This window comes from Intrasporangium oryzae NRRL B-24470 (assembly GCF_000576595.1).
Taxonomy (GTDB): domain Bacteria; phylum Actinomycetota; class Actinomycetes; order Actinomycetales; family Dermatophilaceae; genus Intrasporangium_C; species Intrasporangium_C oryzae.
Genome location: NZ_AWSA01000067.1, coordinates 1 through 19,824, shown reverse-complemented (window position 1 = coordinate 19,824; position 19,824 = coordinate 1). Strand labels below are relative to the sequence as shown.

The 19,824-nt window shown below is 71.8% G+C and carries 19 protein-coding genes; 15 read left to right on the top strand and 4 right to left on the bottom strand.

Annotated elements, in window-relative coordinates; translation table 11 throughout:
- Positions 1–196: 196 nt before the first annotated feature.
- Positions 197–1,312: an N-formylglutamate amidohydrolase gene (locus N865_RS19630; RefSeq protein WP_034809789.1), complete on the bottom strand. Its 1,116-nt coding sequence runs from the start codon at positions 1,310–1,312 to the stop codon at positions 197–199.
- A 188-nt stretch (positions 1,313–1,500) separates the two neighbouring features.
- On the opposite strand from N865_RS19630, the gene N865_RS19625 reads away from it, so the two are divergent.
- The 3 genes from N865_RS19625 to N865_RS19615 are packed head-to-tail and all read left to right on the top strand — an operon-like array spanning position 1,501 to position 4,984.
- Complete coding sequence (locus tag N865_RS19625) at positions 1,501–2,505, top strand: alpha/beta hydrolase (protein WP_157557791.1); 1,005 nt, start codon at positions 1,501–1,503, stop codon at positions 2,503–2,505.
- 59 nt (positions 2,506–2,564) lie between these two features.
- A complete protein-coding gene (locus tag N865_RS19620) occupies positions 2,565–2,936 on the top strand; it encodes an SCP2 sterol-binding domain-containing protein (RefSeq protein WP_034809785.1) in 372 nt (123 codons plus the stop codon).
- Positions 2,933–4,984: an amylo-alpha-1,6-glucosidase gene (locus N865_RS19615; RefSeq protein ID WP_034809782.1), complete on the top strand. Its 2,052-nt coding sequence runs from the start codon at positions 2,933–2,935 to the stop codon at positions 4,982–4,984. Before N865_RS19620 ends, N865_RS19615 begins: the two co-directional genes overlap by 4 nt.
- 230 nt (positions 4,985–5,214) lie before the next feature.
- Here N865_RS19615 and N865_RS19610 read toward each other — a convergent pair whose 3' ends face one another.
- Positions 5,215–6,255, bottom strand: a complete 1,041-nt coding sequence (locus N865_RS19610) for a 1,4-dihydroxy-2-naphthoyl-CoA synthase (RefSeq protein WP_281173519.1) — start codon at positions 6,253–6,255, stop codon at positions 5,215–5,217.
- Between the two features lie 35 nt (positions 6,256–6,290).
- On the opposite strand from N865_RS19610, the gene N865_RS19605 reads away from it, so the two are divergent.
- The 3 genes from N865_RS19605 to N865_RS19595 are packed head-to-tail and all read left to right on the top strand — an operon-like array spanning position 6,291 to position 8,554.
- Complete coding sequence (locus tag N865_RS19605; protein ID WP_034809773.1) at positions 6,291–6,770, top strand: NUDIX hydrolase; 480 nt, start codon at positions 6,291–6,293, stop codon at positions 6,768–6,770.
- A 5-nt stretch (positions 6,771–6,775) separates the two neighbouring features.
- The gene (locus N865_RS19600) at positions 6,776–7,780 is read left to right on the top strand and encodes an o-succinylbenzoate synthase (protein WP_034809771.1); all 1,005 of its coding nucleotides are present in this window, start codon (positions 6,776–6,778) and stop codon (positions 7,778–7,780) included.
- Positions 7,781–7,792: 12 nt separating this feature from the next.
- Complete coding sequence (locus tag N865_RS19595; protein ID WP_034809768.1) at positions 7,793–8,554, top strand: 3-keto-5-aminohexanoate cleavage protein; 762 nt, start codon at positions 7,793–7,795, stop codon at positions 8,552–8,554.
- Positions 8,555–8,633: 79 nt separating this feature from the next.
- Here the strand turns inward: N865_RS19595 and menD are convergent, their stop codons facing one another.
- Positions 8,634–10,436, bottom strand: a complete 1,803-nt coding sequence (gene menD, locus N865_RS19590; protein WP_034809765.1) for a 2-succinyl-5-enolpyruvyl-6-hydroxy-3-cyclohexene-1-carboxylic-acid synthase — start codon at positions 10,434–10,436, stop codon at positions 8,634–8,636.
- Between the two features lie 9 nt (positions 10,437–10,445).
- Positions 10,446–11,741: an isochorismate synthase gene (locus N865_RS19585; RefSeq protein ID WP_034809763.1), complete on the bottom strand. Its 1,296-nt coding sequence runs from the start codon at positions 11,739–11,741 to the stop codon at positions 10,446–10,448.
- 195 nt (positions 11,742–11,936) lie between these two features.
- On the opposite strand from N865_RS19585, the gene N865_RS19580 reads away from it, so the two are divergent.
- The 9 genes from N865_RS19580 to N865_RS19545 all read left to right on the top strand — a co-directional run.
- Entirely contained in the window at positions 11,937–12,629 is a 693-nt protein-coding gene (locus N865_RS19580; protein ID WP_034809761.1) for a demethylmenaquinone methyltransferase, read from the top strand.
- A 144-nt stretch (positions 12,630–12,773) separates the two neighbouring features.
- Positions 12,774–12,902: a hypothetical protein gene (locus N865_RS23760; protein ID WP_281173518.1), complete on the top strand. Its 129-nt coding sequence runs from the start codon at positions 12,774–12,776 to the stop codon at positions 12,900–12,902.
- Between the two features lie 130 nt (positions 12,903–13,032).
- Positions 13,033–13,395, top strand: coding sequence for an NADH-quinone oxidoreductase subunit A (locus tag N865_RS19575; RefSeq protein WP_034809758.1), 363 nt, complete (start codon positions 13,033–13,035; stop codon positions 13,393–13,395).
- A 9-nt stretch (positions 13,396–13,404) separates the two neighbouring features.
- The gene (locus tag N865_RS19570; RefSeq protein WP_034809756.1) at positions 13,405–13,959 is read left to right on the top strand and encodes a NuoB/complex I 20 kDa subunit family protein; all 555 of its coding nucleotides are present in this window, start codon (positions 13,405–13,407) and stop codon (positions 13,957–13,959) included.
- Positions 13,956–14,768 (top strand): NADH-quinone oxidoreductase subunit C, encoded by an 813-nt coding sequence (locus N865_RS19565; RefSeq protein ID WP_051511113.1) that lies wholly within the window; start codon positions 13,956–13,958, stop codon positions 14,766–14,768. The genes N865_RS19570 and N865_RS19565 overlap by 4 nt, the downstream gene beginning before the upstream one ends.
- Positions 14,768–16,156 (top strand): NADH-quinone oxidoreductase subunit D, encoded by a 1,389-nt coding sequence (locus N865_RS19560; RefSeq protein ID WP_034809754.1) that lies wholly within the window; start codon positions 14,768–14,770, stop codon positions 16,154–16,156. Before N865_RS19565 ends, N865_RS19560 begins: the two co-directional genes overlap by 1 nt.
- Positions 16,153–16,932 (top strand): NADH-quinone oxidoreductase subunit NuoE, encoded by a 780-nt coding sequence (gene nuoE, locus N865_RS19555; protein WP_034809751.1) that lies wholly within the window; start codon positions 16,153–16,155, stop codon positions 16,930–16,932. Before N865_RS19560 ends, nuoE begins: the two co-directional genes overlap by 4 nt.
- Positions 16,929–18,260: an NADH-quinone oxidoreductase subunit NuoF gene (gene nuoF, locus N865_RS19550; RefSeq protein WP_034809749.1), complete on the top strand. Its 1,332-nt coding sequence runs from the start codon at positions 16,929–16,931 to the stop codon at positions 18,258–18,260. The genes nuoE and nuoF overlap by 4 nt, the downstream gene beginning before the upstream one ends.
- On the top strand, positions 18,257–19,824 hold a 1,568-nt coding region (locus N865_RS19545; RefSeq protein ID WP_034809747.1), incomplete at its 3' end, for an NADH-quinone oxidoreductase subunit G. The genes nuoF and N865_RS19545, both read left to right, overlap by 4 nt.

Here is a 19,824-nt window from a genome sequence, read left to right as displayed (position 1 = left end):
GCCGGCGCCGTGGCCCGACGCGGGGCCGACGCCCGCAGCCGCGGACGGGTGCGGGCCCGACGAGGTGGCCGTCGGCGCCCGATGGCCCCGGCTGTCCTTCACGCCGTCGTCGGGAGAGCTCACCCCTTCATCCTGCCTTGCCTGGCCGCGTGATCGGAGGCGGCCCTGCCGGGTCGGTCCGATCGCGGGGGTCCGGTCAGGTCACCATCGCGCGGTATCCGGCCCACGTGTCCCTGAGCCGGTGGGCGAGGTCGTCGACCTGAGCGGGGTCGGGGTCCGGCCACGTCGTGCCGGGACGCCGGATCTGAGCCACTGCTGCGGGCCCGAGGAGGAACTCGCGGAGGAACTCCGCCTGCACGGCGTCGAACCGCGCCCCGGACTCGGCTGCCCGGGCTGCCTCGTCGCGGAACCGGCGCCCGGCGGAGAGGATCTCCTCGCTGCCGAGATAGGGCCGGTTGAGGGCGACGTCCGCCGGGTCGGCGACGGCGAACCCGTCCCGGTGGGCCGCCGCCAGCCGCCGCAGCCGCTCGGCGTCCATGGTGACCCGGTCGGCCGGGTCGCGCAGCTCGCCCTCCGCGTCGCCGCGGTTGGACAGGGCCACGACCCGGGGCAGCTCGTCGGCCGGGGCCCGGGCGACGTCCACAGCCCCGTCGAGCGACGTCGTCGTGTTCATGGTGTCGTGGAAGGACAGCGTCGTCAGGATGGCCCGCCTGCCGGATGCTGCTCGCTCGTGCGTCAGGGTGATCATCCGCTCGAGCAGGTCGACGCGGGTCTGCTGGTAGACGTCGACCCCGCAGGCCCCGGCGGCCATGAAGTCGGCGACGAGGCGCTCGACGCCCTGCTCGTCCTCGGGGACGCGCAGGATCGGGGTGAAGGAGAACGTGACCGGACGGATCGCGTCGCACCCCTTGAGGTCCACCCGCTGGAACGGCCCGGCCTCTCGGACCCGGGCGAGGGCCTCGCGGAGGCGGGCCGCCGGGTCCTCGGGGCGGGGCCGGTTGGGGTCGCGCACGAGCCGCGGGTGCGGGTTGATGACGATGACGACGGTCGGGTCGATCTCGGCCCACCGGGCCGCGACGGCGGCCGTCGAGACGTCGGTGAAGTCGAACTGGAGCCGCCGGGTCAGCCGCTCGTCGAGATAGGGGGCCAGCTCGCCGGGGATGGCGGCGCCGGCGTGTGGGCAGCTCACGAGCACATCCGCGGTCGCAAGGGCCTCGTCGAGCCCCCGGCGGTCCCGGTCGGCCCAGTGGGTGATCTCCTCCGGCGTGAACGCGCGCTGAGGAGGGAGCAGCAGCGGGTCGCTCTCCGTCATGCTCCCAACGTAGGTCGGGCGGGTCACGCCGTCAGCCGTTCACGGCATCGGGAGGGTGATGTCCGCCTCGCACCCCGCCAGCCGGGGCGCATCGGGCAGAACGGGCGAGCGGTGGGGAACCCCGCCGCGGCGGGGAGGCGGCGTGAGCGCGGACCGCGCCGTGCGGCATACGCGGATAGGCTTCGAGCGTGACCTCAGCGCCGTCGCACGAGCCAGCCACTCCCGTGAGCGAGACGCCTGAGCGACCGTCGCCGCCAAGGCCCCCGTGGTGGTCGATCACGATCGCCGCGCTGTGGCTCGCGGTGCCGTTGGCGCTGCTCATCACCGACTTGCCCGTGCTCCGGTCTGCGCACCCCGCGCACCTCGTCACCCTCGTCGTCGCGGTCCTCGTCGGAGCCGTGCTCGTCGCTCGGGCCCTTCGGCGCTCCCGGTCCGGCGTGGTGCGGGCGGCCGCACACCCGGTCCGACGGACCCTCGGGCGCATCCTCGTCGCGCTCGCCACGGTCGTCGTGCTCGGCGCGCTCTTCTGGCTGCGACCGTTCGCTGCCAGTGACGACGCCGTGGCCGCGATGGCAGGCGGCGACGGGGTCCGGGTCACCGACTCGGCGACCCGGATCGAGATCGCGCCGACGAGTGGGGAGCCGAGGACCGGGCTCGTCTTCCAGCCCGGTGCCCGCGTCGACCCCCGGGCGTACGTACGGATGCTGAGCGGAGTGAGCCGCGCCGGCACGCTCGTCGTCATCGTCAAGCAGCCCTATCAGATCGGCTTCCTCGCCATCGGGGCTCCCGGCGGCATCATCGCCGCACACCCCGAGGTCAAGGCGTGGTCGGTCGGGGGCCACAGCCTCGGGGGAGTGGCCGCGTCGTCGTATGCCGCCGACCACCCGACGCAGGTCCACGGCATCCTCTTCTGGGCGTCCTATCCGCTCGGCTCCCTCGCCGACCGGACCGACCTGCACGTCGCGTCCGTCTCCGGCACGAAGGACGGGCTGGCAACGCCCGCCGACATCGCCGCGAGCAAGCCCAACCTTCCTCCCACGTCGGTCTTCACGCCGGTGGAGGGCGCAGTCCACGCGTTCTTCGGTGACTACGGCGAGCAGCCCGGCGACGGCACGCCCACCGTGACTCGTGCGGACGCGCAGCGCCAGATCGTCGACGCGTCGGTCGCGCTCATGGGCTCGCTCCAGCCCTGAGTCGATAACGCCCTCGGGCCGGCACCCGCGCGCCTACGATCGACACGGGGGTAGCCACGATGACATCGACCCACGAGTTCTTCGACGACCTCGCCCGGCGGGGGCACGACCCGCTGCTGGGGCGCGTGACAGCCGACGTCCGGTTCGACCTCGTCGGGTCCGGCGAGACCGAGCACATCCTCGTGCGCATCGACCACGGTGACATCACGGTCTCCGCCGAAGACGCACCGGCGCAGTGTGTCGTCTCGGGGGACCGGGCTCTGCTCGACGCGATCGTCGACGGCGGGACGAGCATCATGACTGCGCTGCTGCGCGGCGAGCTGGCGGTCGACGGCGACCCCGAGCTGCTCGTGCTGACCCAACGGCTCTTCCCCGGGCGGGTGGCGGGGTCCCGGTCCGAGCAGGCCGCGAGAGAACGGAGGTCGCCATGAGCGACGGACTCGTCCGGATCCTCCACGGCAACACGTTCGTCGTCAGCGACACCCGCGGTGACATCGAGGCCTCCGCCGACGACCCGACCGGGCTCTTCTCCTTCGACACCCGCTTCCTGTCGCGGTGGGTGCTGACCGTCGGAGGTGAGCGGCTCACCGCCCTGTCCACCGACGACCTCCAGTACTTCGAGACCCGGTTCTTCCTCGTGCCCGGGACCGGCACGGTCTACGTCAACGCGACGCTCACGGTGATCCGTCGACGCGCCGTCGACGACGGCTTCCGTGAGCAGCTCACCCTGCTCAACCACGACGGGAGCCCGGTCGAGCTCACGGTCCGGGTCGACGCCGACTCCGACTTCGCGGACCTGTTCGAGGTGAAGGACGCGATGGCGAAGAAGGGCACGCGCACGACCCGCGTCGAGGACGGCCGGCTGGTGATGGCCTACGAACGCGGCACGTTCCAGCGCACGACGACGGTCTCCTCGACCAAGCCTGCGCGAGCGGACGAGCAGGGCCTGGAGTTCACCGTGCGGATCGAGCCGCACGGCTCCTGGGACACCGAGCTCCACGTCGTCCCCACCCTCCTCGGGCCCGGGGGCCGGCGGCTCCTGCCCGACACACCCGTCGCGACCGGGCGGTGGCAGGACATGGAGGACGACCTGGAGCGCTGGCTCGCCGCTGCACCACGGCTCGTCTGCGACTCGGACTCCCTCAGGGCGACGTACCGGCGCAGCCTGGTCGACCTGGCGGCGCTCCGGTTCACGCCGATGATCGCCGGCAGCCGGAGCCTCCCCGCGGCGGGCCTGCCGTGGTTCATGACGATGTTCGGCCGAGACAGCATCCTCACCAGCCTCCAGGCGCTGCCCTTCACCCCCGAGCTCGCGGCGACGACGCTGCGGGTCCTCGGCGACTGGCAGGGCACCCGCGTCGACGACTTCCGTGACGAGGACCCGGGTCGCATCCTGCACGAGATGCGCTACGGCGAGCTGACGGCGTTCGAGGAGCGCCCTCACTCGCCCTACTACGGCAGCGCCGACGCCACGCCGCTCTACGTCGTCCTGCTCGACGAGTACGAGCGCTGGACCGGCGACGACGAGCTCGTCCGGGGGTTCGAGCCGGAGGCGCGGGCGGCGCTGCGCTGGATCGACACCTACGCCGACCTCCAGGGAAACGGCTACGTCGCCTACCAGCGCCGCAACGAGCAGACCGGCCTCGAGAACCAGTGCTGGAAGGACTCGTGGGACTCGATCTCCTACCACGACGGGCGCCTGCCCGGCTTCCCGCGAGCCACGTGCGAGCTCCAGGGGTACGCCTACGACGCGAAGGTGCGCGGCGCCCGCCTGGCCCGGCAGTTCTGGGGCGACCCCGGCTACGCGGACGAGCTCGAGGCGCAGGCCGAGGACCTCAAGCGCCGGTTCAACCGCGACTTCTGGGTCGAGGACGGGCAGTACTACGCCCTGGCCCTCGACGCCGACGGGGCCCGGGTCGACGCACTCTCGTCCAACATCGGGCACCTGCTGTGGAGCGGCATCGTCGACGACGACCGGGCCGCGGCGATCGCCGACCACCTCCTCGGCCCCCGGCTCTTCTCCGGGTGGGGGGTGCGCACCCTCGCCGAGGGCGAGGCCCGCTACAACCCGATCGGCTACCACGTCGGCACCGTGTGGCCGTTCGACAACTCCTTCATCGCCTGGGGACTGCGGCGCTACGGCTTCAAGACCGAGGCGGCCCGAGTCGCCGCCGGGATCCTCGACGCGGCCGACTACTTCGCAGGGCGGCTCCCCGAGGCGTTCGGCGGCTACGACCGCGACCTGACGAAGTACCCCGTCCAGTACCCCACCGCGTGCAGCCCGCAGGCGTGGTCGACCGGGGCGCCGTTGCTCTTCCTGCGCACGCTCCTCGGGCTCGACCCGATGGGCGAGCACCTGCTCGTCGACCCGGCCGTCCCCGTCGACATCGGCGTCGTCGAGCTGCTCGACATCCCCGGCCGCTGGGGGCGCATCGACGCCTTCGGCCGAGGACTGGTCGACGTCGGCCGCTGGCCCTAGGCGGTGGAGGCTCACGCGGCCTACGGCACTGCCCAACAATCGTGGGCAGTGACGTAAGGAGCTCAGGGTGGGGCACCCCGCGTGCTACGTCACTGCCCAACATTCGTGGGCAGTGCCGTAAGGAGCTCAGGGTGGGGCACCCCGCGTGCTACGTCACTGCCCAACAATCGTGGGCAGTGCCGTAGCCGGCCGATGGAGGATGAATCCTTGCCGGGAACCCCAGGGTGACCTCAGAAGTACCAGGGGAAGGGCGACCAGTCGGGGTCGCGCTTCTCGAGGAACTGGTCGCGGCCCTCGACCGCCTCGTCGGTCATGTAGGCAAGGCGGGTCGCCTCGCCGGCGAAGACCTGCTGGCCCATGAGGCCGTCGTCGACCAGGTTGAAGGCGAACTTGAGCATCCGCTGCGCCTGCGGACTCTTGCCCATGATCTCGGTGGCGACCTGCAGCGCCTCGCGCTCGAGGTCGGCGTGGTCGGCGACGATGTTGACGGCGCCCATCCGGTGCATGTCCTCGGCGGAGTACTCGCGGCCGAGGAAGAAGATCTCGCGGGCGAACTTCTGCCCGACCATCTTGGCCAGGTAGGCCGAGCCGTAGCCGCCGTCGAAGCTGCCCACGTCGGCATCGGTCTGCTTGAACCGGGCCTCCTGGCGCGAGGCGATCGTCAGGTCGCAGACGACGTGGAGCGAGTGGCCGCCGCCCGCCGCCCAGCCGTTCACTACCGCGATGACGACCTTGGGCATCGTCCGGATGAGCCGCTGCACCTCGAGGATGTGGAGGCGCCCGCCCTGCGCCCGGACCCGCGCCTCGTCGACGGTTTCAGCCGTCTCGCCCTCGGCGTACTGGTAGCCCGAACGGCCGCGGATGCGCTGGTCGCCGCCCGAGCAGAAGGCCCACTTGCCGTGCTTGGCCGAGGGCCCGTTGCCGGTGAGGAGGACGACGCCGACGTCGGGCGTCATGCGCGCGTGGTCGAGCGCGCGGTAGAGCTCGTCGACGGTGTGCGGCCGGAAGGCGTTGAGCACCTCGGGCCGGTTGAACGCGATGCGCACCACGCCGGACTCGGCATGCGGGCGGCCCTCGACCGGGCGCCTGCGGTGGTAGGTGATGTCCGTGAGGTCGAAGCCGGGGACGACCTCCCACTCGGCCGGGTCGAAGATCTCCGAGACCGTCGCCTCCCCACCCGACGGAGTGCCCGACGGAGTGCCCGGCGCTGGGTCCGAGGAGTCGGCCGAGGGGTCTGCCGGGGAGGTCTGGGGCGCGCTGTCACTGCTCACGCGGGCAGCCTAACGGCCGGGTTAGGGTCGGTCGTATGCCGATCCCTCCCTACGTCGCCCACCTGCGGACCATGGTCGGCACCGAGCTCCTGTGGCTTCCCGGCGTCACGGCCGTCGTCCTGCGCGACGGCCCGCGCGGCCCCGAGACGCTCCTCATCCGTCGTTCCGACACCGGAGAGTGGACGCCCGTGACCGGCATCGTCGACCCGGGGGAGGACCCCGATGTCGCCGCGGTGCGCGAGGTCCTCGAGGAGGCGTCGGTGGTGGCCGAGGTCGAGCGGCTCGTGTGGGTCCGCGCGACGGGCGTCGTCACGCACGCGAACGGCGACGTCGGCCAGTACCTCGACCACACCTTCCGCTGCCGCTGGGTCTCGGGTGATCCGGCTCCGGGCGACGACGAGGCGACCGACGCCGGCTGGTTCCCGCTCGACGCGCTGCCCTCGATGCGGCAGGTCTTCGTCGACCGCATCGCCTGCGTCGTCGCCAACGAGCGCGACGTGCGCCTCGGAGCCTGACCGCGATGACCGGGCCGACGGTGCCGGCTCTTCCGAGCCCCGACGAGCTGCTCGCCCGAGCCAACGTCGTGGCGATCCCGATGCGCGTGCGCTTCCGCGGCGTGACGACGCGTGAGGCGGTCCTCATCGAGGGGCCGTCGGGCTGGGGGGAGTTCTCGCCGTTCGTCGAGTACGACGACGCCGAGTCCTCGCGCTGGCTGGCGGCCGGACTCGAGGCCGCGTATGCCGCATGGCCGGCTCCCGTCCGCGACGTCGTCCCCGTCAACGCCACCGTTCCGGCCGTCCGTCCGGATGAGGTCGAGGCCGTGCTCGCGCGCTTCGACGGGTGCACGACAGCGAAGGTCAAGGTGGCGGAGGTCGGCCAGTCGCTCGCCGACGACGTGGACCGGGTCGCGGCCGTGCGCGCCGCCATGGGTTCCTCGGCGCGGGTGCGGGTCGACGCCAACGGAGGATGGGACCTCGAGACGGCGGTGGCGGCGCTCGGCCGGCTGGCGGCATACGACCTCGAGTACGCCGAGCAGCCGTGCGCCCGCGTCGAGGACCTCGCCACCCTGCGAAAGTCGTTGGCCCGCAAGGGGATCGACGTCCCGGTGGCTGCCGACGAGTCGATCCGCAAGGCGGACGACCCGCTGCGGGTCGCCCAGCTGGAGGCGGCCGACCTCGTCGTCGTCAAGGTCGCGCCGCTGGGCGGCGTGAGCCGAGCCCTCGAGATCGTCGACGCGTGCGGGCTCCCTGCCGTCGTGTCGTCGGCGCTCGACACGAGCGTCGGTATCGCCGCCGGGGTGGCTCTCGCCGCCGCGCTGCCGTCGCTCGACCACGCCTGCGGCCTCGGGACGGTCGGCCTCTTCACCCGGGACGTCGCCTCGGTGCCGCTGCGCCCGGTCGGCGGGGAGCTGCGACCGGTGCGGCCGGCGGTCGATCGCGAGTCGCTGACCGCGCTCGCCGCGCCCGCGGATCGGCAACACTGGTGGCGTGAGCGGCTGGTCCGCTGTCTCGCGCTGCTCGAGTGAATCGGAGCCACGATGATCGCAGCCTGCCTCAACGGCGCCCGGCACCCCCGGGCGCATCCGCACGTCCCCACGACTCCAGCCGAGCTCGCCGTCGCGGCCGAGGGAGTCGTCGCCGCGGGCGCGTTCATGGTCCACGTCCATCCCCGCGACGATGCCGGACGCGAGACGCTCGATACGCGGCACGTCATCGACGCCGCAACGGCGATCCGGGAGCGCGTGCCGGGGCTCCGCGTCAGCGTCTCGACCAGGGATGGCATCGTCGGCTCGGTGCGCGAGAAGATCGCCCACGTCGCCGAGTGGCCCGGGCCGGCCGAGGGCGGACCCGACTCGGCGACCGTCAACTGGCACGAGGACGGCGCGATCGAGATCGCGGAGGCCGTTCACGACAACGGGTCCGCCGTCGAGGCCGGTCTCTGGACCCCGTTGGCCGTGAGCCGGTTCGTCGCGACGAACTGGCCCTGGCAGGTCGAGCGCGTCCTCGTCGAGCTCGTTCCCGGCGTGACCCCCGGATCGACCGGGCCGTGGGCGGCCGAGCGGGTCCTCGCCGCGCTCGGCATGTCGCCCGCGCCCGTCCTCGTGCACGGCGAGGAGGCCTGGGCGTGGCCGGTGCTTCGGTGGGCCCAGGCGTCGGGCTTCGATGTGCGGATCGGCCTCGAGGACACCCTCGTGCTGCCGACCGGCCGTGAGGCGGCCGACAACGTCGACCTCGTCCGCGCGGCGCTCGCCGCAGGGGGCGGCGCGCCGACGCAGTGGCCCGTGCCCGACCCGCTCTGACGACGTGGGCGGTCGCGGTGCTCTGTGGCGGGGTCCGCTCTCGCCCGGTGGTCGGGCTCACGTCGGTCGGCCGGTCAGGTCAGCCGCGGTTGGGGACGACCTGCTGGGCGAGCTCGCGGAGCCACTGCGCCTCGGCGCGCCGGCCGGCTCGCGACACCGGCACCTCGAGGACCCGTAGCCCCCGGGGGTCCTCGGCCAGTGCAGCCTCGAGCCGTCGCAGGTCCGTGACCCGCTCGTATGCCGTGTGGTGCGCCGCGCAGAGCGCCTCGAGGTCGGTGGCGTGCGGGGTTCCGAACACCCTCTCGAACGCGCTCGCATAGCGACGGTCACCCTGCTCCAGCGTCGCGAAGATCGCCCCGCCGTCGTCGCTGAGGACGACGATCGTCAGGGACGGCCGGCGCTGACCCCGCCCGACGAGCAGCCCGTTGGTGTCGTGCAGGAACGTCAGGTCGCCCATGAAGGCGATGGACCGGGCGGCCCGTGTGCGGCCCAGTGCCACCCCGACGGCGGTCGAGACCATGCCGTCGATCCCCGCGAGCCCACGGTTGCCGACGACGAAGCGCCGCTCGTTCGGGGGCCACGGGGTCGCCATGACGTCGAGGTCGCGGACCGGGTTGGACGAGCCGACGACCAGGGTCGTCTCGGCGCCGACCGCCCGGGCCACGGCAGCCGCAACGGCGAGAGGCGGGAGCCCGAGGGCCTCAGCGGGCTCGGCCGCGACGCCCTCGTCGATCAGGGCGCTCAGCTCCGCGTCGGCGGCGCGCCAGGCAGCCAGCCAGGACGGGCCGTCGGGCGCGTCGACGCGCGGGACGACGTCGAGGACCCGGGCGACGTGGCCGGGATCGGTCGCCACCCCGTCGGCGCACCGCACCGCGAGCACCTCGATGGAGCGGTCGCTGAGCAGGCTCGTGACCGGTCGTGACAGCGTCGGGTGGCCGACGACGACCACGCGCTGGATGTCGACGCGCAGGTCGGTCGACAGGAGCAGGCGGTAGGTCCGGATCGCGTTGGCGCCGATGCGCGCCCCCGACGTCGGTTCGGCGAGGAGCGGCCAGCCTGCCGACTCGGCGAGCAGCCGCGCGGCCGGACCGGCGTCGTCGCCGGCGACGACGACGGTGCGGGGCCCGGTTGGCAGGACCTCGCCGTCGTCCGACACCGAGACGGACGGCATACGCCCGGTGGGGCCTGCGGACGCGCCCGACCGGGCCGATAGAGACTCCGCCCGGGCGGAGTTGGTGTGGGTTTGGCCCGGACTTTCGTCTGACAACTCCTCCCGGGCGGAGTCGTTGCGGTCGGCCCACGCCGGAGCGGCAAGCGCGGCGGGCGCCGGTCGCTGCCACCAGGTGTCCGGCTCAGGGTCCGGCGGCAGGAGGTCGCCGTCGAGCTGGAGGTTGAGCTGGGTCGGCCCCGGTCCAAGGCACGCGGCGACGACCGCGGCCGCCAGCTCGGCGTCGGGCGTCTCCGCCGTCAGGTCGCGGCAGGGCGCGAAGGTGCCGAAGATCCCCGCCTGGGCGGTCGTCTGGTTCGCCCCCGTGCCGCGCAGCCGGTCGGGCCGGTCGGCGCTCACCACCACGAGACGGCGACCCGTGTGGTGGGCCTCCATGACGGCCGGCAGGAGGTTGCCGACCGCGGTGCCCGACGTCGTGACGACGGCGACCGGGCGCCGCGACCCCGTCGCCAGCCCGAGCGCGAGGAAGCCGGCCGACCGCTCGTCGACGCGCACGTGCAGGTGGAGGTCGCCGTCGCGGTCGGCCGCGTCGAGCGCGAGCGCGAGCGGTGCCGAGCGCGACCCGGGGGAGAGGACGACGTCACGGACCCCTCCGAGCCAGAGCTGCTGGAGCAGCGTGCGGGCGAGCTCGGGAGCGGTCGGCCGGTGCGCCATCGCCGGACCTCAGTCGCTCGCGAGGGCGTCGCGCATGGGGATGAGCTTGGCGCTCGACTCCGCGACCTCGGACTCCGGGTCGGACCCGGCGACGATGCCGCATCCGGCATACAGCGTGATCTGCGACGGGTCGCCGGGGGCGTAGGCGCCGCTGCGCAGGGCGATGCCCCAGGCGCCGTCGCCGCGGGCGTCCATCCAGCCGACCGGGCCGGCATACCGTCCGCGGTCCATGTGCTCGAGCTCGGCGATGAGCTCGATCGCGGCGGCCGTCGGCGTGCCCCCGACGGCGGCGGAGGGGTGGAGCGAGGCAGCGAGGGTGAGCGACGTCGCGTCGTCGGCGCTGACCGCGGCGACGTCGGTGGCGAGGTGCATGACGTTGGGCAGGTGGAGGACGAACGGCGACTCGGGGACGTTCATCGAGGAGCAGTGCGGCGCAAGGGCGTCGGCGACGGATCGCACCGCGTACTCGTGCTCCTCGAGGTCCTTGGAGGAGCGGGCGAGGGATGCGGCGAGGGCGAGATCGTGCTCGTCGTCGCCGGTGCGGCGGATCGTCCCGGCGAGGACCCGCGAGGTGATGAGGCCCTGGTCGCGCCGGACGAGCAGCTCGGGCGTCGCACCGACGAGCCCGGCCACGGAGAAGACCCACGTGTTCTCGTAGCGGTCGGCGAGGCGCTGCAGCAGCCAGCGCGGGTCGATGGGGCCGGAGGCGGTCGCGACGAGGTCGCGCGCGAGGACGACCTTGTCGAGGTCGCCGGCGTTGATCCGCGTGACGGCCTCGGCGACGGCATGGGCGTAGTCGGCGGGCGAGACGCGGCCGTCTGCGAAGGCGACATCGGCCGGGGGCTCGGGCTCCCTTGCAACCACTGGCGTCTCGAGCCGCGGCAGCTGCGGGTCGAGGGAGATCGTGGTCAGCCAGGACTGGCCTTCGCGGCGCCCGACGATCGTCGAGGGGACGACGAGCCGCGCGCTCTCGGCGGAGTCGTCGGCGAACGGGAAGGAGCCGAAGCAGACGAGACCGCTGCCCGGCACGGCCACCTCGTCGCGGACGACGGCGCGCGCCGCCACGCTCTTCCACCAGGCCTCCGCGTCGCGGAACCGCTCGGGGCCGGACGACTCGAACGTGAGGGCGCTGCCCCAGCCGACGATGCCGTCGCCGCGGCGGACCCACGACACGAGCTCGTCGTGCGGGGTGTCGGCGGGGAGGTACGACAGCAGGCCGCCCTCGACGGGGAGCGGGACCGAGCGGACGACGACCGTCGCCGTGACGGACGACGGCTCCGCGCCAGGGGCAGGATTCGATGACATCGCCGACAAGCCTACGACCGCCCGGGTGGCGCCATCGCCACCCGCGCCCGCGACGGGGCATCCCCGCTCCTCCGCCGAGACCCGTGGGCCACCCGCTGCAGCCCTGCCGTCGACCCAGTGGCCGGGCTGTCCCGGGGCGCTACGGAACATCCGGCGGGGGCTCCGACGGGTGCGTCCTGGTGCGAGGATGGGGCCATGAGTCGCGCCCAGCTGGACAAGAAACCCGTCGACGTCGCGTCGATGTTCGACACCGTCGCCGAGAAGTACGACGTGACCAACGACGTGCTCTCGCTCGGGCAGGACCGGCTGTGGCGCCGCGCCGTCGTCAAGACCGTCGCCGCGAAGCCGGGGGAGCGGATCCTCGACATCGCGGCCGGGACGGGCACGTCGAGCGAGCCGTGGGCCGACCGCGAGATCGAGGTCGTCCCGGCCGACTTCTCGCTCGGGATGCTGCGCGTCGGGCGCCGTCGTCGTCCCGACATGGCCTTCACCGCGGCCGACGCGATGAGCCTGCCCTTCGCCGACGAGAGCTTCGACGTCGTGACCATGAGCTTCGGGCTGCGCAACGTCGCCGACATGAGCGTGGCCCTGCGCGAGTTCCTCCGTGTGACGAAACCGGGCGGGCGCCTCGTCATCTGCGAGTTCAGCCAGCCGGTCAACAAGGCGTTCCGGACGGTCTACTCCAACTACCTCATGAAGGCCCTGCCACAGGTGGCCCGACGGACCTCGTCCAACCCCGACTCCTACGTCTACCTCGCCGAGTCGATCCGCGCGTGGCCCCCGCAGGGCGAGCTCGCCCGGGCGATCGAGCAGTCGGGATGGGCGCACGTCGGCTGGACCAACCTCACCGGCGGGATCGTCGCCCTACACACGGCGGTCAAGCGCTGAGGCGACGTATGCCGCTGGGCCCGCCCGGCGGCATACGTGCAGTTCGGCGCGGGGTTAGGTTCACCTAATCTGACAAGCCGGAAATCTCGGGAATAGGATGCCGAGATAGTTCGTGAAGTTCTTCACAAGCAGGATCCAGGAGCCATGAGCAGCCCAGCCGCCGAGAGCGCGACGACCCCGAGCGGGTCCAGCGTCGCGACGCCCGACACGGGAGCCGTCGCGGCCGGTCGGAACCGCTCCGGGCGCCGCACGCGGATCGCGCCGAGAGCATGACCGGAAACCGTCCGGCCGACCCCCTCACGGCCGCCCCGAGGGACTATGTGACCGCGAGCACAATCGTCGCCGACGCCCCTAGGATGGGGGCGCCGCGCATCTGCTGTGACCGAAAGGGAAGTGACGAAGGATGAGCGAACCCTACGTCCCGATCTTGTTCATGCTGGGGCTTGGCTTCGCGTTCGCCGCGTTGTCGGTCTTCACGTCACTCGTCGTGGGCCCCAAGCGGTACAACCGGGCCAAGCTCGAGGCGTACGAGTGCGGCATCCAGCCGAGCCCCCAGGCCGCCGGTGGTGGACGCATCCCGATCAAGTACTACCTCACGGCGATGCTCTTCATCGTCTTCGACATCGAGTCGGTGTTCCTCTATCCCTTCGCTGTCGCCTTCAACAAGCTGGGCCTCTTCGCCCTCGTCGAGATGGTCCTGTTCATCCTCACCGTCTTCGTCGCCTACGCCTACGTCTGGCGTCGCGGCGGCCTGGACTGGGACTAAGGAGAAACCATGGGTCTCGAAGAGAAGCTGCCTTCCGGCTTCCTGCTCTCGACCGTCGAGGGCCTCGCCGGCTACATGCGCAAGGCCTCCATCTGGCCGGCCACGTTCGGCCTCGCCTGCTGCGCCATCGAGATGATGGCCGTCGGCACACCCGACTACGACATCGCCCGCTTCGGCATGGAGCGCTTCTCCGCGACGCCGCGCCAGGCCGACCTGATGATCGTCGCCGGCCGCGTCAGCCAGAAGATGGCCCCGGTCGTGCGCCAGGTCTACGACCAGATGCCCAACCCCAAGTGGGTCATCTCGATGGGTGTCTGCGCGAGCTCCGGCGGCATGTTCAACAACTACGCGATCGTCCAGGGCGTCGACCACATCATCCCGGTCGACATCTACCTGCCCGGCTGCCCGCCCCGCCCGCAGATGCTCCTCAACGCGATCATCGAGCTGCACAAGCAGATCGAGACCAGCCCGCTCGGCGTCAACCGCGAGGCCGCGGCGCGCGCCGCCGAGGAGGCCGCCCTCTCGGCGACCCCGACGCACCAGATGAAGGGCCTGCTCGCATGAGCGAGGCCGGGACGGGCGCCCCGAAGGACGCCGAGAAGAAGGACGACGTGAGCGCTGGCGTCAACGCCGACACGACAAAGGACCAGGCCTCCGGTCTGACCCCCGGAGAGGTCGCCCTCCTCCAGGAGGAGGGCCCGACCGGTGAACCCGAGGTCGTCGGGATGCGCACCGGCATGTTCGGTGCCGGGCAGGGTGGCGACACCTCCGGCTACGGCGGGCTGCGCCGGCCGATCCTCGTCGCGGGCGCGACCCAGCGCCCCTACGGCGGCTACTTCGACGAGATCGCAGACCACCTCGAGCGTGCCCTGGTGGGTGGGTCCGCCTCGTACGCCGAGGCCGTCGACCGCGTCGTCATCGAGCGCGGCGAGATGACGATCCACGTCAACCGCGAGCACCTCGCCGCCGTCGCCCGCGTCCTGCGCGACGACCCCTCGCTCCGCTTCGAGCTCTGCACCGGCGTCTCGGGCGTCCACTACCCCGACCGTGACGGCGAGGAGCTCCACGCCGTCTACCACTTCCTGTCGATCACCCACGGCGGCAGGCGCGTTCGCGTCGAGGTCTCGTGCCCCGACACCGATCGCCACATCCCCTCGATCGTCCCGACCTACCCCGCCGCCGACTGGCACGAGCGCGAGACGTGGGACATGTTCGGGATCGAGTTCGACGGACACCCGGCCCTGACCCGGATCCTCATGCCCGACGACTGGCCGGGCCACCCGCAGCGGAAGGACTACCCCCTCGGCGGCATCCCCGTCGAGTACAAGGGCGCCACCGTCCCGCCGCCGGACCAGCGGAGGTCTTACACCTGATGAGCACCCACACCGAGTTCACCCAGACCGAGGTGCCGGAGCCCGGCACGAACGACATCTACGCCACCTCGGTCGCCGACGAGGGGGCCAGCGAGGGCGCCTACGTCTTCAACGCCGCCGGCGGCGACTGGAATGACCTCGTCGACGAGGCGACCGCGCTCCACGAGGAGCGGATCGTCGTCAACATGGGTCCCCAGCACCCGTCCACGCACGGCGTGCTGCGTCTCATCCTCGAGATCGACGGTGAGACGGTGACCGAGGCCCGCGCCGGCATCGGCTACCTCCACACCGGCATCGAGAAGAACATGGAGTACCGCACGTGGGTGCAGGGCGTCACGTTCTGCACGCGCATGGACTACCTGACGCCGATGTTCCAGGAGGCCGCCTACTGCCTCGCGATCGAGAAGCTGCTCGGGATCACCGACCAGATCCCCGAGCGGGCCTCCGTGATCCGGGTCCTCATGATGGAGATGACCCGGATCAGCTCGCACCTGATTTGTCTCGGCACCGGCGGCATGGAGATGGGCGCGACGACCGTCATGACCATCGCCTTCCGCGAGCGTGAGCGACTCCTGCGGATCATTGAGATGATCACCGGTCTGCGCATGAACAACGCCTACATCCGCCCCGGTGGCGTGGCCCAGGAGCTGCCGCCCGGCTCGACCGACGCCATGCGCGAGATGGTCCCCGAGGTGCGACGCGGGCTCGGTGAGCTCGAGGCACTGCTCAACGAGAACCCGATCGTCAAGGGTCGCATGGTCGACGTGGGCGTGCTCGACCTCGCCGGTTGCATGGCCCTCGGCATCACGGGCCCGGTGCTCCGCTCGACCGGCCTGCCGCACGACCTGCGCAAGCTCGACCCGTACTGCGGCTACGAGACCTACGACTTCGACGTCATCACCCGGACGAGCCAGGACGCCTACGGCCGCCTCCGCATCCGCATCGACGAGATGTACGAGTCGCTCAAGATCATCGAGCAGTGCATCGACCGCCTCCAGGTGGATGAGGGTCCGGTCATGATCGCCGACAAGAAGATCGCGTGGCCGGCGCAGCTCGCGCTCGGTGGCGACGGCCTCGGCAACAGCCTCGACCACATCCGCGAGATCATGGGCACCTCGATGGAGTCCCTCATCCACCACTTCAAGCTGGTGACCGAGGGCTTCCGGGTCCCGGCGGGCCAGGCCTACCAGGCCGTCGAGTCGCCCAAGGGCGAGCTCGGCTGCCACCTCGTCTCCGACGGTGGCACCCGCCCCTACCGGGCGCACTTCCGCGACCCGAGCTTCAACAACCTGCAGGCCGTGGCCGCGATGTGCGAAGGCGGCCAGGTCGCTGACGTCATCGTCGCCGTCGCCTCGATCGACCCCGTCATGGGAGGTGTGGACCGATGAGCGCGGATCCCAACGAGACATGGAACGCCTCCGGATTCCTCCACGTGAGCCCGGAGAGCAAGCGGCCGTATGCCGCTGACGTCCTCGAGAGTCTCCACGCCGACGCGGCCGAGATCATCGCCCGCTACCCGCAGAAGCGCTCGGCCCTGCTGCCGCTGCTGCACCTCGTCCAGTCCGTCGACGGCTACGTCTCGGGTCGTGGCGTCAGCTTCTGCGCCGAGGTCCTCGACCTGACGACCGCCGAGGTGAGCGGCGTCGCGACCTTCTACACGCAGTACAAGCGCCACCCCAACGGCGAGTACACCGTGGGCGTGTGCACCAACACGCTCTGCGCGATCATGGGCGGCGACCAGATCTGGGACACCGTCTCCGAGCACCTCGGGGTCGGCCACGACGAGACGACCGGGGACGGCAAGATCACCCTCGAGCGCATCGAGTGCAATGCCGCGTGCGACTACGCGCCGGTCGTCATGACCAACTGGGAGTTCTTCGACAACCAGACGCCCGACTCGACGGTCAAGCTCGTCGACGACCTCCGGGCCGGCAAGCAGGTCGCCCCGACACGTGGCCCGAGCCGCGTGTGCACGTTCAAGGAGGTCTCGCGGGTCCTCGCGGGCTTCGACGACGGCCTCGCCGACGAAGGCGTGGGGGCCGGGCCGGCCTCCCTCCTCGGCCTGCGCATCGCCAAGGACAACGGCTGGGTCGCGCCCGAGGGCGGCGACTCCGCAGGCTCGGGCACGGCCTCGAGCACGGACCGGAAGGACGGCTCGCAGTGACCGACACGCTCACCCCGATCCTGACGAAGTTCTGGGACGACCCCCAGTCCTGGACCCTCGCCACGTACGAGAAGCACGACGGCTACAAGGCCCTGCGCAAGGCCCTCGGGATGAAGCCCGAGGAGGTCCTCGGCGCGGTCAAGGACTCCAACATCCGCGGCCGCGGTGGAGCCGGATTCCCGACGGGCATGAAGTGGTCCTTCATGTCGCCTCCCGACGGCGGGCCCCGCTACCTCGTCGTCAACGCCGACGAGTCCGAGCCGGGTACGTGCAAGGACGTCCCCCTCATGATGGCCAACCCGCACTCGCTCATCGAGGGGGTGGCCATCTCCTCGTACGCCATCGGCTGCGAGCACGCGTTCATCTACCTGCGCGGTGAGGTCGTCCACGTCTACCGCCGCCTCCTGCGCGCCGTCGAGGAGGCCCGCGCCGCCGGCTACCTCGGCGACAACGTCGCGGGCTCGGGCGTCAAGGTCGAGATCACGGTCCACGCCGGCGCCGGCGCCTACATCTGCGGTGAGGAGACCGCGCTGCTCGACTCGCTCGAGGGTCGCCGCGGCCAGCCCCGCCTCAAGCCGCCGTTCCCCGGTGCGGCCGGTCTCTACGCCCGCCCGACCTCCGTCAACAACGTCGAGTCCATCGCCTCGGTGCCCGGGATCATCCTCGAGGGCTCCGACTGGTTCAAGGGCATGGGCACCGAGAAGTCGACCGGCTTCGGCATCTTCAGCCTGTCGGGCCACGTCACCAACCCGGGCCAGTTCGAGGCTCCGCTCGGGATCACGATGCGCGAGCTCATCGACCTCGCCGGCGGCATGCGCGGCGGTCGCAAGCTGAAGTTCTGGACGCCCGGTGGGTCCTCGACGCCGATCTTCACCGAGGAGCACCTCGACGTGCCGCTCGACTTCGACTCCGTCGCCGCGGCCGGCTCGATGCTCGGCACCCGCGCGCTGCAGGTGTTCGACGAGACCGTCTCGGTCGTGCGCGCCGTGTCCCGCTGGACCGACTTCTACGCGCACGAGTCGTGTGGCAAGTGCACCCCGTGCCGCGAGGGCACGTGGTGGCTGCGTCAGATCATGACGCGCATCGAGAACGGCCAGGGCACGCAGGACGACATCGACAAGCTGCTCGACATCTGCGACAACATCCTCGGCCGCAGCTTCTGCGCCCTCGGCGACGCGGCGACGAGCCCGATCACGTCTGCGGTCAAGTACTTCCGCGAGGAGTTCGAGATCGGCATGCACACCCCGGCGCACGTCCTCTTCCCGCCGGAGAGGTCGGTCCTGTTTGACGTCAACACGAAGGAGTCGAGCGGGATGGTGTCCGCATGACCGTCACGACCTCACCCAGCGCGGGAGGCAACGCCGTCGACAAGGGCGGTGACGCGAAGGTCCCGGCCAACCCCGACCACGTCAGCCTGACGATCGACGGCGTCCCGGTCAGCGTCCCCAAGGGCACGCTCGTCATCCGCGCCGCCGAGACCGTCGGGATCGAGATCCCCCGCTTCTGCGACCACCCGCTCCTCGACCCGGTCGGCGCCTGCCGCCAGTGCCTCGTCGACGTCGCGCTGCCCGACCGCGAGGGCGTCGTCCGCCCGATGCCGAAGCCGCAGGCCTCGTGCACGATGACGGTGTCCGAGGGCATGGTCGTCAACACGCAGGAGACGTCCAAGGTCGCCGACAAGGCGCAGCAGGGCGTCATGGAGCTGCTCCTGATCAACCACCCGCTCGACTGCCCGGTCTGCGACAAGGGCGGCGAGTGCCCCCTGCAGAACCAGGCGATGAGCGCCGGTCGCACGGTCTCGCGCTTCGAGGACGTCAAGCGGACCTACCCCAAGCCGATCAACATCTCCTCGCAGGTCCTGCTCGACCGCGAGCGCTGCGTGCTCTGCGCCCGCTGCACGCGCTTCTCCGACCAGGTCGCCGGTGACCCGTTCATCGCCCTCGTCGAGCGCGGTGCGCTGCAGCAGATCGGCATCTACGAGGAGAAGCCGTTCGAGTCGTACTTCTCCGGCAACACGGTCCAGATCTGCCCGGTCGGCGCGCTCACCGGCGCGGCCTACCGCTTCCGCTCGCGCCCGTTCGACCTCGTGTCGACGCCGTCCGTCTGCGAGCACTGCGCGAGCGGCTGTGCGATCCGCACGGACCACCGCCGTGGCGTCGTGCTGCGCCGGATGGCGCTGCAGGACGACGCGGTCAACGAGGAGTGGAACTGCGACAAGGGCCGCTGGGCCTTCACGTACGCGACGCTGCCCGACCGGGTCGGTCTGCCGATGGTCCGTGACGACAACGGCGAGCTCAAGGTCGTCGGCTGGCCCGAGGCCCTCGCGGCCGCCGCGGCCGGGCTGCGGGCCTCCAGGGCGGCCGGCGTGCTCGTCGGCGGCCGGGTCAGCGCCGAGGACGCTTATGCCTACGGTAAGTTCGCCCGCCTCGTGCTCGGGACCAACGACGTCGACTTCCGCGCGCGGCCGCACTCGGCCGAGGAGGCTGACTTCCTCGCCCGGCACGTCGCCGCGACGGGCCCCGAGGGTGGAGCCGTCACCTATGCCGACCTGGAGCGCGCGAAGGCCGTCCTCCTCGTCGGCCTCGAGCCCGAGGACGAGTCGCCGATCATCTTCCTTCGCCTGCGCAAGGCGTTCCGCCGCAACAAGACCGCGGTGTATGCCGTCGGGTCCCACGTGACCCGCGGCCTGAGCAAGATGGGTGGCACCCTCGTGCCCGCCTACCCCGGTCGCGAGGCTGCGGTCCTCGGTGACCTCTCCGGCTCGCAGCCGGGCGCGGCGGCCGCCGCCGCCCTGGCCGACGGAGGCGTCATCCTCGTCGGCGAGCGTCTCGCGACGTCGCCGGGCGCGCTGTCCGCAGCCGTGGCCCTGGCCGCGTCGACGGGCGCCCGCCT